The organism is Streptomyces sp. BE20, from assembly GCF_036322525.1.
Taxonomy (GTDB): Bacteria; Actinomycetota; Actinomycetes; order Streptomycetales; family Streptomycetaceae; genus Kitasatospora.
The window spans coordinates 177,749-193,628 of sequence record NZ_JAQYWW010001203.1 but is presented as its reverse complement, the minus strand read 5'-3'; the positions used below and the strand labels follow the sequence as shown (position 1 = coordinate 193,628).

The 15,880-nt window shown below is 74.9% G+C and carries 16 protein-coding genes; 7 read left to right on the top strand and 9 right to left on the bottom strand.

The window, feature by feature from the left end; all coding sequences use genetic code 11:
• Position 1 precedes the first annotated feature (1 nt).
• Together PUR61_RS39500 and PUR61_RS39495 are read left to right on the top strand one after the other, a co-directional pair.
• Positions 2–1,390, top strand: coding sequence for a dihydrolipoamide acetyltransferase family protein (locus tag PUR61_RS39500; RefSeq protein ID WP_329884995.1), 1,389 nt, complete (start codon positions 2–4; stop codon positions 1,388–1,390).
• A 576-nt stretch (positions 1,391–1,966) separates the two neighbouring features.
• Positions 1,967–3,448, top strand: a complete 1,482-nt coding sequence (locus PUR61_RS39495) for a globin domain-containing protein (protein WP_329884760.1) — start codon at positions 1,967–1,969, stop codon at positions 3,446–3,448.
• A gap of 42 nt (positions 3,449–3,490) precedes the next feature.
• On the opposite strand, the gene PUR61_RS39490 is transcribed toward PUR61_RS39495, so the two are convergent.
• Entirely contained in the window at positions 3,491–4,045 is a 555-nt protein-coding gene (locus tag PUR61_RS39490; protein WP_329884759.1) for an NUDIX domain-containing protein, read from the bottom strand.
• Between the two features lie 327 nt (positions 4,046–4,372).
• On the opposite strand from PUR61_RS39490, the gene PUR61_RS39485 reads away from it, so the two are divergent.
• Together PUR61_RS39485 and PUR61_RS39480 are read left to right on the top strand one after the other, a co-directional pair.
• Positions 4,373–5,236, top strand: a complete 864-nt coding sequence (locus tag PUR61_RS39485; RefSeq protein WP_329884758.1) for an IclR family transcriptional regulator — start codon at positions 4,373–4,375, stop codon at positions 5,234–5,236.
• Positions 5,237–5,441: 205 nt separating this feature from the next.
• Complete coding sequence (locus PUR61_RS39480; protein WP_329884757.1) at positions 5,442–5,867, top strand: SsgA family sporulation/cell division regulator; 426 nt, start codon at positions 5,442–5,444, stop codon at positions 5,865–5,867.
• Positions 5,868–5,953: 86 nt separating this feature from the next.
• Here PUR61_RS39480 and PUR61_RS39475 read toward each other — a convergent pair whose 3' ends face one another.
• Complete coding sequence (locus PUR61_RS39475; protein WP_329884756.1) at positions 5,954–6,328, bottom strand: phage holin family protein; 375 nt, start codon at positions 6,326–6,328, stop codon at positions 5,954–5,956.
• A 104-nt stretch (positions 6,329–6,432) separates the two neighbouring features.
• On the opposite strand from PUR61_RS39475, the gene PUR61_RS39470 reads away from it, so the two are divergent.
• From PUR61_RS39470 to PUR61_RS39460, 3 genes are all read left to right on the top strand, one after another.
• Positions 6,433–6,750 carry a cupin domain-containing protein gene (locus PUR61_RS39470; RefSeq protein WP_329884755.1) on the top strand — a complete coding sequence of 106 codons (318 nt, stop codon included), beginning with the start codon at positions 6,433–6,435 and terminating at the stop codon, positions 6,748–6,750.
• 105 nt (positions 6,751–6,855) lie between these two features.
• Positions 6,856–7,524 (top strand): thiaminase II, encoded by a 669-nt coding sequence (gene tenA / locus PUR61_RS39465; protein ID WP_329884754.1) that lies wholly within the window; start codon positions 6,856–6,858, stop codon positions 7,522–7,524.
• A gap of 259 nt (positions 7,525–7,783) precedes the next feature.
• On the top strand, positions 7,784–7,984 hold the full coding sequence (locus PUR61_RS39460; RefSeq protein WP_329884753.1) for a DUF5326 family protein: 201 nt from the start codon (positions 7,784–7,786) through the stop codon (positions 7,982–7,984).
• 81 nt (positions 7,985–8,065) lie between these two features.
• Here the strand turns inward: PUR61_RS39460 and PUR61_RS39455 are convergent, their stop codons facing one another.
• The 7 genes from PUR61_RS39455 to PUR61_RS39425 form a co-directional block, all read right to left on the bottom strand.
• The gene (locus tag PUR61_RS39455; RefSeq protein ID WP_329884752.1) at positions 8,066–9,010 is read right to left on the bottom strand and encodes an NAD-dependent epimerase/dehydratase family protein; all 945 of its coding nucleotides are present in this window, start codon (positions 9,008–9,010) and stop codon (positions 8,066–8,068) included.
• The gene (locus tag PUR61_RS39450; protein ID WP_329884751.1) at positions 9,001–10,425 is read right to left on the bottom strand and encodes a cytochrome P450; all 1,425 of its coding nucleotides are present in this window, start codon (positions 10,423–10,425) and stop codon (positions 9,001–9,003) included. The genes PUR61_RS39455 and PUR61_RS39450 overlap by 10 nt, the downstream gene beginning before the upstream one ends.
• Complete coding sequence (locus PUR61_RS39445; protein ID WP_329884750.1) at positions 10,422–11,909, bottom strand: class I adenylate-forming enzyme family protein; 1,488 nt, start codon at positions 11,907–11,909, stop codon at positions 10,422–10,424. Before PUR61_RS39445 ends, PUR61_RS39450 begins: the two co-directional genes overlap by 4 nt.
• A gap of 181 nt (positions 11,910–12,090) precedes the next feature.
• Complete coding sequence (locus PUR61_RS39440) at positions 12,091–12,861, bottom strand: glycosyltransferase family 2 protein (RefSeq protein ID WP_329884749.1); 771 nt, start codon at positions 12,859–12,861, stop codon at positions 12,091–12,093.
• Positions 12,858–13,871, bottom strand: coding sequence for a 3-oxoacyl-ACP synthase III family protein (locus tag PUR61_RS39435; protein ID WP_329884748.1), 1,014 nt, complete (start codon positions 13,869–13,871; stop codon positions 12,858–12,860). Before PUR61_RS39435 ends, PUR61_RS39440 begins: the two co-directional genes overlap by 4 nt.
• Before the next feature lie 79 nt (positions 13,872–13,950).
• Positions 13,951–15,441 carry an SPFH domain-containing protein gene (locus PUR61_RS39430; protein WP_329884747.1) on the bottom strand — a complete coding sequence of 497 codons (1,491 nt, stop codon included), beginning with the start codon at positions 15,439–15,441 and terminating at the stop codon, positions 13,951–13,953.
• 103 nt (positions 15,442–15,544) lie between these two features.
• Positions 15,545–15,751: a hypothetical protein gene (locus PUR61_RS39425; RefSeq protein WP_329884746.1), complete on the bottom strand. Its 207-nt coding sequence runs from the start codon at positions 15,749–15,751 to the stop codon at positions 15,545–15,547.
• Positions 15,752–15,880 lie beyond the last annotated feature (129 nt).

Below are 15,880 nucleotides of genomic sequence, written 5' to 3'. Positions count from 1 at the left end.
GATGCCCGTCGTACGGGAGTTCACCCTGCCCGACCTCGGTGAGGGACTCACCGGGGCGGAGGTGGTGCGCTGGCTGGTCGAGGTCGGAGAGGTGATCGCGGTCGACCAGCCGGTGGTGGAGGTGGAGACCGCGAAGGCGGTGGTCGAGGTGCCCTGCCCGTACGGCGGGGTGGTCACCTCGCTGTTCGGCGAGCCGGGCGAGGAGGTGGCGGTCGGCGCGCCGCTGGTGACGGTCGCGGTGTCGCCGGGCGAGGGCGTACGGCCGCTCGCGGCGGTACCGGCGGCGGCCGGGGCGGAGCTCGCCGCCGAGGTGGAGCGGCCGCTGGTCGGGTACGGGGTCGCGGAGCCGGCGCGGGCCGGCCGGCGGCGCCGGGTCGGCGGGGGCGGCCTGCCGGTCGGGCCCGTGGCCGGCCCGGTTGCTCAGGCCGGGCCGGTGCCCGTGGCGGCGTCGGCGGAGGTGCCGGTGCTCGCGCCGGTGGCGGTCGTGACGGCGGGTCCCGGAGTGCCGCCGGTCATCTCGCCGCTGGTGCGGCGGCTGGCCCGGGAACAGGGCGTCGACCTGTCGACGGTCGGCGGCAGTGGGCCGGACGGTCTGATCATGCGTGCGGACGTCGAACGGGCGGTCGCGGCGAAGGTGGCGGCTCCGGCGGTGCTCCCGGCGGCCGGCCGGGCGGCGGCTCCGGTGGTGTCGCCGGCGTCCGGTGAAGGAGTCGTCCCGCTGCGCGGTCTGCGGAAGGCGGTGGCCGAGAAGCTCAGCCGCAGCCACCGGGAGATTCCTGCGGCGACCTGCTGGGTGGATGCCGACGCGACCGAACTGATGGCACTGCGGCGGCAGTTGAACGCTACGCCGGGGCCGAAGGTGAGCGTGCTGGCGCTGCTCGCCCGGATCTGCACGGTCGCGCTGGAGCGCTTCCCCGAGCTCAACTCCAGCGTGACCGAGGACGGTTCGGGCATCATCCGGCACCAGGCCGTGCACCTGGGCTTCGCCGCGCAGGGCGACCGTGGGCTGGTCGTGCCCGTGGTGCGGGATGCCCAGCGGCTCACGACCGAGCAACTCGGCTCCGAGTTGGGCAGGTTGACGGATTCGGCGCGGGCCGGGACGGCGGCCCCGGCCGAACTGTCCGGCGGCACGTTCACGTTGAACAACTACGGGGTCTTCGGGGTGGACGGCTCCACCCCGATCCTCAACCACCCGGAGGCGGCGATGCTCGGCGTCGGCCGGATCGTCGCCAAACCCTGGGTCCACCAGGGGGAGTTGGCGGTGCGCGAGGTGACCCAGCTGTCGTTCACCTTCGACCACCGGGTCTGCGACGGCGGTACGGCGGGTGGATTCCTGCGGTTCGTCGCCGACTGCGTCGAGCAGCCGGGGGTGCTGCTGCGGCAGCTCTGAGCAGGGAAGGGTTGCCCTGGGTGGTGGTCGCGCCACCCAGGGTGCCCGTAGATCGAGCGAGAGTAGCGCGTCCGGGGGGCGGGTGTCCGGGATTCGCGCGACTTGTCGGATGAGCAGTTCGGGCGTGCCACGCTGCCTAGGCGTCAGCAGAGACAAGCCAGGTGGTGGCGCAGGCCGGCCGGAGGCGAAACGATTCTCTTGGGTACTCGAAACGTTGCGGTGAAGTCCCGCAGAACACTCCTGGTCCGCACCGGACACGGGTCGGCGGCTGTCGCGGCCGTCCCGGGTCTGCCGGACGCGGCGCCGGCGTTGCCCCCGGCGCCGCTGGACCCGCCGGACCTTCCGCCGGCCCTCCCGGCGGTCCCTCCGCCCGCCCTCCCGCCGGCTCCACCGCCGACAGGCCCGCCCCTCCCCGGTCCCGCCGCCGCGCCGGCCGCGGTGGCGGAGGCCGGCGAACCGGCGCAGGCCGTCCGCCCCGTGATCCCGGACCCGCCGTCCGCTCCGCCCACCGTCCCGCCGCCCCCTGCGGCGCCGCCGGTCGCCCCCGCGCCGGCCCGGCCCGATCCGACCGGTCCGGTGACGGGACCGGCGCTCGGGCCGGTCATCGAACCGCTGTTCACCCGCGCGCCCGGCCTCAACTGGGCCGGCCCGGGCGACCAGTGGTCCCGCGCCTGGGCGCTGCAGGCCCTGGGCGACGCCGGTACCGCCCCCGCGGCCGGGCCACCCGCGACCGTGTTCGGCCCCGTCGGCGCCCCGCCCCCGCCCGTGCCCGACCTGCGGACCGCGGCCGACCCGCGTACTGCGGCCGACCTGCGGACTGCGGCCGACCCGCGGACCGCGCCCGGACCGCATCATGCGTCCGGACCGCGCGAAGCGGCCGAACAACCGCCCACCGCACGGGACATCGAGCTGATCAGGGCCAGCCTGGCGGTGGTCGAGCCGGTCGCCGACCGGGCCACCGCGCACTTCTACGCGCTGATCTTCCTGCACCACCCCGAGGTCCGCGCGCTCTTCCCGGCCGCGATGGACGTCCAGCGGGACCGGCTCTTCCGTGCCCTGCTGATGGCGGCCCGCGGCGCCGACGACCCGGACGGCCTGCGGACGCACCTGGGCGCGCTCGGCCGGGGGCACCGCCGGTACGGCACCCTGACCGGTCACTACGGCCCGGTCGGCGAGTGTCTGGTCGCGGCGCTGGCCCGGTACACGGGCACCCGGTGGACGGCCGAGACCGAGCTGGCCTGGCGCCGGGTCTACCGGCTGGTCTCGTCGATCATGATCGAGGCCGCCGAGTCGGACGCCCGTACCTCGCCGGCCTGGTGGCAGGGCGAGGTGGTCGCGCACGAGCGCCGCACCCCGGACGTGGCGGTCCTCACCGTCCGCCCGGACCAGGCGTACCCGTACCGGGCCGGGCAGTACACCAGTCTGGAGACGCCCTGGTGGCCGCGGGTCTGGCGGCACTTCTCGTTCGCCTCCGCGCCCCGGCCGGACGGCCTGCTGACCTTCCACGTCAAGGCGGTGCAGGCCGGTTGGGTGAGCAACGCGCTGGTGCACCGGGCGGCGCCCGGGGACGTCCTGCGGCTCGGTCCCGCGGCCGGCGGGATGACCCTCGACCACGGCGCCGGCGCGGACCTGCTGCTGCTGGGGGGCGGCACCGGCATCGCCCCGGTCCGGGCGCTGGTCGAGGAGGTGGCCGAACACGGCGCGGCGGGGCGTTCGGTGGAGGTCTTCTACGGTGCGCGGCAGGCCGCCGAGCTGTACGAGCTGGCGGCGCTGCGCGAGCTGGCCGGGCGCCACGGCTGGCTCTCGGTCCGCCCCGTGCTGTCCGGCACCTGGCCGCGGACGCCCGGTGGTGGGTCCGGCGGGCACCTGTCTGATGCGGGGCTGCTCACGGGGGAACTCCCCGAGGTGGTGGGCCGGTTCGGTCCGTGGAGCGGACGCGAGGCGTACCTCAGCGGCCCGCCCGCGATGGTCCGGCGCGCGGTCGGCGTGCTGCTGCGCGCGGGCGTGCCGACCGAGCGGATCCGGCACGACCTGGTCGGTGACCGGGCCGCCGGTTAGGCCCGCCCGGTAGCGCGGGCAGCGCGGGCAGGGCCGGAGGGGTCAGGCCAGGTCGGGCGCGAGCAGGGCGCGGACGCCCTCGATGTTGGCGGCCAGGTACGCCCGAAGGCTCGGCGGCACCACGTTGACCGAGGTGACGCCCTCGCGGGTGAACGGCACCCGGACCACCTCGTACTTGCCGTTCGGCTCGTCCACCTCGGGCCCGTGGCGCCGGCTGAGGTCCATCGAGGCGAGCCGACAGACGAAGAAGTGCTGCACCTTGACCCCGTGCGGGTGCGGGAGGGTGCCGTCGTCGGCCGCGGTCCCCGGGTGCGGAAGGTGGGGGAGGGTGTGGCTGACGGTGTCGACGAAGGCGGGCACGACGTCGACCACCTTGCCGCCGAGTTCCTCGTCGACCTCGCGGTGCAGGGCCTCCACCACGGTGCGGTCGTCGCGCTCGACGCCGCCGCCGGGGGTGATCCAGTACGGGTGCGGCGAGTCCGGCCGGGTGCGCTTGATCAGCACGATCGAGGCCGGACCGTACGGGTCTGCGGGGTCCACCTCCAGCAGGATCGCCCGGGCGGTGCGTTTGACGACGGGGCGAGGCGGGGTGCGCATGGCGGCCTCCGGGGCTGGAGCGTTGTGCGGGAGTCTCCCGCGGCTCGGGCGGGCCGAAACGCGGCCCGCCCGGGGTGCGTCCGTTCGGGGAGGGTTCGGACCCTGGATGGATCTTGGATAGCGAAGATGAAGCTTAAACTGATCTTTGAATCAAAGATTCAATCCATATTTAGCCATTGATTCGAAGGATTTTTCCGAGCGAACGGTGCGAGAGTGATTGCAGGGATGTCGTGGCTGTGCTGCAATGAGCGACTATCGGGCAAATCGGAGCGATTCACTCCGCATGCCCTCCTGTGCAAGGACTCGGGCTGGGGGCTGGGCGTGGCCATGGATCGGATCACAGAGCGCACGTCACCGCCGGCGCGGCCTCCGGGGGCCACGAGTCCGGCGGGCCCCGCGGGTCCCACGGGTCCGTCGAGCCCTTCCGGCCCCACCAGCCCTTCGCGCAAGGAGCGGCAGCCCACCCTGATCTCCTCGGTCCAGCGGGCGCTGCGCCTGCTGGAGGCGGTCGGAGGATTCCTCCAGGGGGCCACCGCCAAACAGCTCGCCCGCGCCGCCGGACTCCCGCTCGGCACCACCTACCACCTGCTGCGCACCCTGACCCACGAGGGCTATCTGCGGCGGGCCGACGGCCGCTTCTACTACGGCGAGGCGGTCGACGGGATAGGCCGGGCCGACGACCGCCAGTCCGAACGGTTCGACCTGCGCGCCCGGATGGAACGGTTACGGGACGACCTGGGCGCCGCCGTCTACTTCGCGCTCTACCGCGACGGCGAGGTCTCCGTCGTCGACGTCGCGGCCGGCCCGCACCAGCCCGCCGTCGAACCGTGGGCCGACTTCCGGGCCACCGCCCACGCCCACGCCATCGGCCAGTGCCTGCTGGGCCAGCTGCCGGAGGAGGCCCGGCGCGACCACCTCGCCCGCCACCCCCCGGTCGGTCTCACGCCCTCCACCCTCGCCGAGGAGTCGACCGTCCTGCGCCGCCTCGCCGGGCTCCGGCCCACCATGCCGGTGATCGAACGCCAGGAGTACGCACTCGGGACCGTCTGTGCGGCCGTTCCCATCACGGTCGGCTCGGTGGTCGCCACGATGGCGCTCTCGCTGCCGGTCGCGCAGGCCGACCGGCTCACCGCCGCCGCCGGTCACCTGCGCCGCAGCGTCGGCGCGATGACGCCGTCGTTCGTCCTCTGACGGACCGTGACCCGACCGGACCGGCCCCGGGGGCGCCCCTCGTTCACCATTTGAAAAAGCACGTCTTGTCCACTACGTCCCCAAACGTGGACGATGAGGACGGACGTACCGCACGCACTCCCTCCCCCTGTCAGCGAACTGCCTTGTCCGGCCACCCGCGGGACCCACACCCGCACGGCCGGGCAGAACGAGAGGTACTGGCGCCATGCAGCACAGCACAGTCCAGGGCCACCTGATGATGAACCTGGTGGTCTCGCACGAGCTCTCCTTCCGCATCGTGGTCGACCTCGCCTACGACCCCGTCGACCCGTACGCGGTCCGTTTCACGTTCCACCTGCCCGGCGACGAGCCGGTGACCTGGGTGTTCGCGCGCGAGCTGCTGCTCGACGGGATCGGCCGCCCGGCGGGCGAGGGCGACGTGCACATCCATCCGGCCGGCGGGGAGCTCGCCGAGGTCTGCATCGTGCTGCACTCCCCCGAGGGGGGCGCCGTGCTGCGGTCGTCGGCACCGCCGCTGGTCGCCTTCCTGACCCGCACCGACCGGCTGGTGCCGATGGGCCAGGAGGTCACCGCCGGCGAACTCGACGCCCAGCTCGCACTCATCCTCCGAGGGCGTGAGAACGCCGGGTGACCGGGGAGGCGGGAACACGGAAGGGGCTCCTTCCCGGTGAACGACCGGGTCGGGGCCCCTTCGCACGGGCCGCCACGGTGACTCGCTCAGTCGTCGTCGAGGGCGAGGCTGAGGCCCCAGGAGACCAGGCTGATGATCAGCGCACCGAACAGTGCGGCCCAGAAGCCGTCGACGTGGAAGCTGAGGTCGAGCTTGTCCGACGCCCACGAGGTCAGCCAGAGCATCAACGCGTTCACGATGAAGGTGAACAGACCCAGGGTGAGGATGAACAGGGGGAAGGAAAAGAACTTCACCACCGGCTTGATCAGCCAGTTCACCACCCCGAAGAGCAGTGCCACGGTGACCACCGTGAGCGTCTTGTGCTGCCAGTCGTCCCCGGCCAGCGTGATGCCGGGGACGATCCAGGCGGCGACCCAGATGGCCGCCGCGTTGATCAGTGTCTTGATGAGGAAACCCTTCATGGGGCCAGCGTCCCAGGTCGGTCAAGGGACGGGCGAGAGCCCCGGGCGTCGTGGTGGTGTTGAATGCCTCCTGGACCGACGCCCGGACGAGGAGGGGTGCCCCGATGAAGGTGTTCCGGCTGGACCGACTGGACGCCGAGCGTGCCGCCAACGACGGTGCGTACCTGAGGTTCCTGCGCGAGCCGCGGATGTCCGCCGGCCTCTACGCGCTCTCCCCCGGCGACACCGACACGCAGACCGCGCACACCCAGGACGAGATCTACCAGGTGATCAGCGGCCGGGCCGAGCTGACCGTCGGGGACGAGACCACCGCGGTGGGGCGGGGCACCGTGGTGTACGTGCCGGCCGGGGTGCCGCACCGGTTCCACCACATCACCGAGGAGCTGCGGGTCCTGGTGGTGTTCTCCCCGCCGGAGGACTGAGGCCGGAAAAGTGGGGCCGGAGGGGTGGGGCCGGAGGTCCGGCCGCCGAGGACCGGGCCCCGACCGGCCCTCCGGAAGCCCGGACCCGCCGGTTAGGGTCGGAGCATGAGCCTGAGCCTGACGGAAGAACTCTGGGCGGCGATCGAGCCGGTCTACGCCGAGATACTCGACCACCCCTTCATCGCCGGCCTCACCGACGGCACCCTGCCGCGCGAGGCGTTCCGGCACTTCGTCGTGCAGGACTCGCACTACCTGCGCGACTACGCCCGCGCGCTCGCCGTCTGCGCCGCCAAGGCCCCCGGCGAGGAGGAGGTGCGGGCCTTCGCCGACGACGCGATCGGCGCGCTGGCGGCCGAGCAGGGGATGCACGCCGACTTCCTGGAGGCCTTCGGCGACAGCGCCGAGGAGGCCGCCGCCGAGCCGGTGCTCCCCACCACCCGCGCGTACACCAGCTACCTGCTCGCCACCGTCTACGGCGGCTCCTTCGCCGAGGCGGTCGGTGCGGTGCTGCCGTGCTACTGGATCTACGCCCGGGTCGGGGACCGGCTGCTGGCCCAGGGCTCCCCGGACCCGCTCTACGCGAAGTGGATCGCCACCTACGGCGACGAGGCGTTCCAGTCGGTGGTGCGGCGGGTGCTGGCGCTGACCGACCGGCTCGGTGAGGAGATGTCCGCGGCCGAACGGCGACGCGTGGTGGAGCACTTCGTCACCACCTCGCGGTACGAGTGGATGTTCTGGGACGCCGCGTGGCGGCGGGAGACCTGGCCGGTCTGACCCTCGTGCGGGCCGTCCCCGCAGGTCGCCGGTGTCGTCCGGGGCCCGTCCGGTGCTTGTCCGGGGAGCGGCCGGACGGCCGGCCCCGGGGCCGGCCCCGGGGGTTCACCCGGGGTTCAGGGTAGGGGTGATCTCCGGGTTCTCTCCGGGCCGTTGGCTCTCGTTCGGCCACTTGCGTCACCGTACGATCGAAGTACCGAGAACGAGCGGGATGCGGCACCGGACGGCAGCCGACCCCAAGGGGAGAGAAGGAACGGACATGGCTGAGCTCTGGAAGTCGCTGCCCTCGTGGGTGCGGAACATCGTCGTGCCGGTGCTGGTGCTGGTACTCGCCTGGAACATCCTCGGCCTGGTGTTCAGCGTCGTCGGTGCCCTGCTGAGCCTGGCGATCAAGCTGCTGGTGGTGGTGGGCATCGCCGCCGCGGTGGTGATCCTGGTGAAGAAGGCCGCCAGGAACTGACCCGGCCTCGACCGGCCTTGCGCGGACGCCCGCACCCCGGTGAGGGGTGCGGGCGTCCGTCGTCGGGGCCGGGTCGGCGGTTCAGGCCGGGCCGGCGGTTCCGGGGGGTGCGGCCGCGGGCGCCGCGCGGTCGAGCATCAGGACGGTGTCGAGATCCCAGAGCGGGCGCCAGCCCTGGGAGCGCGCGCGGGCCAGGTCCAGGGTGACGCTGCGGGACAGCTGGTCGACCGCGTACGGGGTCAGACCCGGGACCCGGCCGGTGCGGGCGGCCAGCCGGGCCAGCGGCGCCGGGACGTGGTGGAGCCCGGCGTGCACGCCGTGGGCGGCGAGCACCGCGCGGACCGCCTCGTCGCGCCGGTAGTGGCGGGCGTCGGCGATGTTGTAGGCGCCCGGTGCCCACGGGCGGTTGCCGGGGCGGCCGGTCCCGGCGGCGGCCAGACAGGCGTCGGCGAGGTTCTGCACGGCGGTGAGGCTGAGCCGGACGTCCCCTCCGGGCAGCAGCAGTCGCCCGTGCCGGACCCGTTCCAGCAGCCGGGGCACGAGGTGGGGATCGCCCGGCCCGTAGACGGCGCGCGGACGCAGGACGACCGCCCCCGCCGCGAGCGCGAGCCGTTCACCGGCTGCCTTGGTGCGACCGTACGCGTTGAGGTGACCGCCCTCGGTGGGGTGGTGCTCCCGGACGGACTCGCGGGCGATCCGGGGGTCGTAGACGCTGGCGCTGGAGACCCAGACGACCGGGCGCCCGGCGGCGGCGCGCAGCAGGCGCTCGGTGCCGGTGACGTTGACGGCGAACTGCCCGGCCTCGGCGGCGGAGCCCGGGGGCAGGTCGGCGACGGCGGCGGCGCAGTGCACCACGGCGTCGACGCCGGTGAGGTCCGGGTCGGCGACGGCGGCGTCCCAGTGGACGTGGCGGCCGGCCGGACCGGGGCGGCGGCCGTAGCCGACCACGTCCAGACCGTGGGCGACGGCGGCGCGGACGACGTGGAAGCCGCAGAAACCGCTCGCTCCGGTGACGGCTATCCGCATCGGGGGTCTCCTCGGTGGAGGGCGGCGGCTGCGGCGTGGGGACAGGTGGGTGCGGGCGCCGGGGGCGCGGGACCGGGCGGCACGGTGACGGCGGGCGTGGTCGTGGCGGGGGTGACGGTGGCGGTCGGCGCGGCCGCGTCGGCCCGGGCGGTGGGGGTGCGGGTGCGGCGCACGGTGAGTTCCGCCCAGCCGGGGAGCGCGGCGCGGCGGTCGGCCCGGGCACGGGTGACCACCGGGCGGTACGGGGCGAGGGCGAGCAGCAGGTCGGCGAGCAGCACCCGGGCCAGGCCCGCGCCGGGGCAGGCGTGCGGTCCGGCGCCGAAGACGGCCTGGGTGGCGCCCGGACCGGGGGCGGCCTCCGGCCGGTGGGCCCGGGCGGCGTGCCGGGCGACCAGGATCAGCCGGTCGCCGGCCCGGACCCGGCGGCCGGCCAGCACGGCGTCCTCGGCGGCCACCCGGGGGAGCAGGGGCGAGGGTGCGGTGAGGCGGAGCAGTTCGGCGGCGAGCGCGGGCGCGGCGGCGGCGTCGACCGACGGCCAGAGACCGGCGTCCGCACACCAGGCGGCAGCCCGGGGGAGGGCGGCGACGGTGGTGTTGACGGTGGCGACCGCGACCATCGTGTCCAGCGGGTCGGGCAGCAGCGCGGCCAGGTCGGCGGCGCGCGCGGCGGACGCCTGGGCGGTGCGGCGGCGGGGTCGCGGTCCGGGCAGGTGGTCGCGGGCGGTGGCTTCCGCGGCCCGGGCGGCGGCACCGGCCAGGGCGTGCGGGGCGGCCGGGGAGCCGGTCAGCGCGGCGGCCGTCACTCCGGCCAGCTCCTGGGCCAGGCGGACCAGGTCGATCGGCCCGTCGGCGATCGTCGGCACCCGTTCGGCGAGCACGGCCAGCCAGTGCGGGCGCAGCCGCTGCACCGCCGCCGAGTCGAGACCTCCTGCCAACGCCCTTCGGGCGGAACGGTGTTCGGCACCGTCCTGGTCGAACAGGAGCCCGCCGTCGGTGAGTCGGGCGGCGGCTCCGCCGGTGGTGCCGGGCGCGGTGCGGTCGAGCGGGATCCGGGTGAGCGCCTCGCGGTAGGCCCCGGTGTCGTGCACCAGGACGGTGCGGCCGAGCCGGACCACCGGGCGTCGGCGGGTGGCGGCGAGCAGGGCGAAGAGCACCGGGTGGCTGTGCAGGTAGACCCGGCGGTCCCGCCGGCGAGCGGCGCGGTCGAGGGCGGCCCGGTCGAGGGCGGTGCGGGCAAGGTCGGCGCGGTCGGGGTCGGCGCGGTCGGGGTCGGTGCGGGCGGGGTCGGTGCGGGCGGGCGTCGCTACGCCGGTCGGGGCGGTGCCGGTCGGGTCGGGGCCGGTCGGTACCGGCGAGGGTGCGGGGGCGGGTGCGGTCCGGCGGCCGGCGGGCGCGTCCGGGACGACGGCCTTCATGTGGACAACTCCCTTGCGCAGTAGGCGGACGCGGCTGCCCGGTCGGGCTTGCGGGAACGGCCGGTCAGAGGCACCTCGCCGAACAGGACGGCGTCCGGGCGGGCCGTGCCCATCCGGTCCAGCGGGGCGTTCAGCGCGGCCCGCAGCCGGTCGGGATCGGTGCCGGGAACGGGCTGGACCAGAGCGACCAACCGTTCGTCGCCGTCCCCGGACGGGACGCCGACCAGCACCGCGAGGGCGACACCCGGCAGGTGCAGCGCCGGTTCGTAGAGGCCGGGGTAGATGTTCTCGGCGCGGCGCAGCACCATGTCCTTGACCCGGCCGCCGAGCACGATCCGGCCGTTCCCGTCGAGCGCGCCACGGTCGCCGGTGCGCACCCACGGGTCGGGCTCCTCGCCCAGGTAGCGGTGACGGGCGCCGGGGCCGGTGAGCAGCAGTTCGCCGTCCGGACCGAGGTCGGTTCGGACACCCGGCAGCGGGGCGCCGACCAGGTCGCCCGGGCCGGTGAAGGCGCTCTTCTCGGCCTCCTCGACGGCCGCCGCCGGGAACAGCTCGGTGAGCGCGTACACGCCCCAGGCCCGGTCGGCGCCGGCCTGCTTGACCCGGCGGAGCAGGGCGGCGTCGGCGGGCGCCGAGCCGGTCCAGACCCGCCCGGTGAACCGGGCTCCGACGGCCAGGGCCGCACGCAGCTGCGGCGGGGTGAGATAGGTGTGGGCCGGTGCCAGCCGGGCGAGTTGGCGGGCGAGCGCGGTCGGTGTGCGGGCGGGCAGGGCTACGGCGGCACCGGCGGTGAGGGCGGGGACCAGGACGAAGAAGGTGCCGCCCACGACGGTCGTTCCGGGCCGTGGGTCGACCAGGTCGGTGACCGTGCGCAGCCCGGCGGCCAGGCCGTGCCGGGTGTGCACCACGGCGCGCGGGCGGGCGGTGGTGCCGGAGGTGAAGACGATGACGGCGTCGGCGTCCCGCTCGTACGTGTCGCGGCCGGGGACGCGGGGCACGGAGGCGCCGAACCGGCCGAGCCGCAACCCTGGTGCGCAGCCGGGCAGCCGTCGGCCGAGGGTGGCGACCGGGCCGATCACGTCCAGCGGGGGCAGGGCGAGGCCGGCGCGCCGGGCCAGCGGCTCGGCCCAGCCTGCCACCGCCTGGGCGGCGGCGTCGGCGAGCACCAGGTCGGGTTGGGCGAGGGCGAGCCGGGCGGCCAGCACGTCGGGGCCGGCGGCCGGGTCCAGGACGGCGATCCGCAGACCGAGCCGGTGCGCGGCGAGCATGACGGCGAGGGCCCGGGGGCCGGGGCGGACGGCGACGCCGAGGGTGGCGCCTTCGGTGAGGCCGCGGGCGTGCAGGGCGGTGGCGTAGGTGTCGGAGAGGTCGGCGAGTTCGCCGCGCCGGATCCGGACCCGGGTGGTGCCGAGCCGGGTGTGCTGGAGGACGGCCGGGCGGTCGGGGTGGACGGTGCGCAGCGCGTGGGCGAGCCGGTCGAGCATCGGGTGTCCTCGGCGAGGGAGTCTGGCGGGTGCAGGGTCAGGGTCAGGGTCAGGGCAGGGGCCGGGTCAGGGTCAGGGGCTCGGGACAGGGGTTTCGGTCAGGCCCGGGTCGGCGCGGAGGGTGGGGCAGCGAGGAGCGGGACGGTGCCGGGACCGGGAGGGTCGCCGGGGTCCGCCGTGCTCAGCGGACGTCGACGGAGCGTGGTCCGGCGCCGCGCTCCAGATACCAGCGCGCCGTGCCGACCACCCCGTAGGCGCGGATCCGCCGGGTGGAGTTCTGCACCACCATGTCCCGGCGGTGCACGATCGCCGTGCTGTGCCGGCGGACCCGGTTGATGAACGTACGGTCGGTGGGCGAAGGCCGGCGCGGCATGCCGCCGACGGCCTGGTACAGCTCGGCGGTGATCGCCATGTTGTTGCCGGCGTGCATCCGGTACGGGGTGAGGTAGCCGTGCCGGCGCCGGTGCGCGGGCCGGATCCGGCCGAAGAACGCGCCGAGCGCGACCAGGAGCAGGAAGACGGCCCGCCCGGTCGGCCCGTGCTCGTCGCGGCGGGCGGTGACCCGGCCGCAGACCAGTCCGCCCCCGGCGCACATCCCGGCCCGGGCGGCGGCGCTCCAGCCGGGCTCGGGCAGGCAGTCGGCGTCGGTGCGGGCGAGCAGCGTCGCGCCGTGCGCGATGGCGTGCCGGAAGGCGGTGTCGACCGCCGAGCCGACGCCCTTCTCCGGCTCGACCAGCACCTCGACGGGGAAGGGCGCCCGGGCGGCGAAGGCGCGGACGGCGGCCACCGTGCCGTCGGTCGAGCCGTTGTCGGCGACCAGCAGGGTGAACTCCCGGTCCCGTTGGGCGGCGAGGGCGTCCAGGGTGCCGGTGATCCGGGCCTCCTCCTGGTAGGCGGGGACGACGACCCAGAGCCGGTGGCCGTCCGTCCGGGGGGTCGCCGGGGTGCTCACGATGCCTCCCAGACCATCGTCATCAGGCTGACGCCGCCGCCCAGGCCGAGCAGGAGCACCTTGTCTCCGGGATTCAACTCGTGTCTTATTCGGTCGAGTTGGATGCCGAGCGTGGCGCTGGCGACATTGCCCAGCTCGGGCACGGTGACCACCAGCTTCTCCGCCGGCACCCCGGTGAGTTCGACGAACCGCTCCAGGTAGGGGACGGTCACCTGGTGCACCAGCACCCGGGCGTAGTCGTCCCAGCCGAGGCCGGTGCGGGCGGCCACCCGGGTCAGGATGTCCCCGCCGATCTTCTCGAAGACGCCGCGCAACTCCTTGCCGCCGCCCCGGAAGTAGCTGTACTCGTCGCCGCGCGGGTGCCGTGAGCCGCCGCCCGGGATCCCGCCGACCTCCCAGTGTTCGGAGGCGGTCTCGGTCTCGATGTCGAGGATGCCGCCGCGTTCCACCGCCTCGACCACGACGGCGGCGCCGGCGTCGCCGAAGGTGTAGCCGGCGAACCCGTCGCGGAAGTCGGCGAGGCCCTCCGGATCGCGCCGCATGGCCCGGCTCGGCGTCTCGCCGGTGACCACCAGGGCGCGCCGGGCCCGGCCGGCGAGGATCATCGCGCGGGCCAGGTCGATGCCGTTGAGGAAGCTGTTGCAGGCGTTGCTGACGTCCAGCGCGTGTGCGCGGGAGCCGAGTTCGGCCTGGACGAGGTGGGCCGTGGCAGGCTCGCAGACGTCCCGGGTGGCGGAGGCGTACAGCAGTAGGTCGAGGTCGAGCGGGTCCAGTCCGCGGGCGGCGAGGGCGCGCCGGGCGGCGCCCACGGCCAGAGTGGAGGCGTACTCGCCCTCGGCCGCGAAGTGCCGGGTGACGATGCCGGTGGCCTTCTCGAACGTCCGCTCCGGCAGGCGGAGTCGGCCGCCGGCGGTGACCTCGTCCTGGAGCTGCTGGGAGGTCAGACGGCGGGCGGGCAGGTGGGCTCCGACGGCGGTGATGCCGATCCGCGCGGTGGCTGCAGGGTGCATGTCCCCATCGTCCGGCGGACGCACCCGCGCCCACCTGAGTACCCGTACTCAGGTGGGCGCGGGCGGCTACCCAATCACGTCACTCCTCCGTGGTCCGGTCCGCGGGCACCCGGTCCGCCGGCGTGCGGTCGACCGGAATCCGCTGGACGGCCGCAGCCGGTGCCGCGGCCGGTGCGGCCTCCGGCCCGATGGTGGTCAGCAGCTGGCGGGCCAGGCCGAGCCCGGTGCCGCCCATGGTGAGGGCCTTGGCGAACAGCTCGCCCATCCCGTCGGCGCCGTTGAGCAGCACCATGTGCTCGACGTGGCCGAACGACTCGGCGGCGGCCAGCACGATGTCCGGCCACTTCTCCGCCAACTCCTGTGCGACCAGGGCCTCCTGGTTCTCGGCCAGCGCGTCGGCACGGGCCTTGAGGCCCTCGGCCTTGGCGAGACCGAGAGCCCGGACGGCCTGTGCGTCCGCCAGACCGCGTGCCTCGGCGGACGCCGCCTCCGCCTCGCCGGTGGCCCTGGTCGCCTCGGCGGCGGCCAGGCCGCGCAGCTTGGTGGCCTCCGCCTCGGCCTGGGCCGCGATGCGGACCCGGCCGGCCTCGGCCGCCGCCTTCAGCTCGGTCTCCTGGGCCTGGGCCTGGGCGGCGGAGATCCGGGCGTCACGGTCGGCGTCCGCCGTGGTCCGGGTGTCGTACGCCCTGGCGTCGGCCGGTTTGCGGACGTCGATCTGGAGCTGCTGCTCCTTCCGCTGGGCCTCCAGCTCGGCGACGCGGGTCTCCTGGACCACCACCTGCTGCCGGGCGCCGGCGTCGGCGAGCGGGCCGGCCTGCCGGGCCCTGGCGCTGGCGGTGTCCCGTTCGGCCTGGTACGAGGCCTGCTGGATCTCGCTGTTGCGGGTCGCCTCGGCCTTGCGGGCGGCCGCCTCCTGCTCGGCCTCGGTGGCCAGCCGGTCGGCGTGCGCCTGCGCGATCCGGGCGTCCCGCTGGACGGCGGCGGCGTGCGGGATGGCGAGGTTCTTGATGTAGCCGGTCGGGTCGATGATCTCCTGGATCTGCAGGGTGTCGATGATCAGCCCGAGCTTCTCCATCTCCAGCCCCGAGGCGGCCCTGGTCTCCCCGGTGAGCCGCTCGCGGTCGCGGATCATGTCCTCGACGGTGAGCCCGCCGACGATCGACCGCAGGTGTCCGGCGAAGACGTTGTGGACGCGCTGGCTGATCAGCTTCTGCTGGTCGAGGAAACGGCGGGCGGCGTTGGCGATCGAGACGTCGTCGTCGCCGACCTTGAAGATCACCACGCCCTTCACCCGGACCGGGATACCCTGCGTGGTGACGCACTCGACGTTCAGTTCGGCCTCGTTGAGGTCCAGCGAGAGCCGCCGGACGCCCTGCAGGCCGGGGGTGACGAGGGTCCCCCGGCCGGTGACGATCCGGAATCCCAGCCCGTCGCCGACCCCCTCGGTCCGGTGCCGGGAGCCGGAGATGATCAGAGCCTCGTTCGGCTCGGCCACCCGCCACATGAGTTTGAAGAGTGTGATCCCGATGAGCAGTGTCGCGGCCACCGCTCCGGGGATGAGGTACACCATGGTTCAACTCCCCCTTCCGGCGCAGGAGATGCGCCGACTCGGATTCTCCGCCGGAGCCAATCCGATGGAAAGGGAGATGACATGACGCCCTGTCACAAGGTCGTCACGGGCCGATGGGCGCTACGTACACGGTGCGCGGCGGCTGGTACTCGATCACCAACACGGGCGTGCCGACCGGCAGTCGGTCCCCCGGGACGGCGAGGTAGGCGAGGAACGCCTCGGCGCCCTGCCGCTCCGGGACGTGCACCATCACCTCGCCGACCAGCCCCGCGCCAACCGCCCCGGTGACCCGCCCCGTGCTTCCGACCACGCCGGCCTCCCTCTCGTCGTCCCCGCCGTCGACCCCGCGACTGCCAGTCTGCCCGGCCGGGGCCCGATTGCCGGTCCGCTCGGCCGGGACCGTCCGATTTGCCGGATTCGACACCCGCCGGTCGGCCGT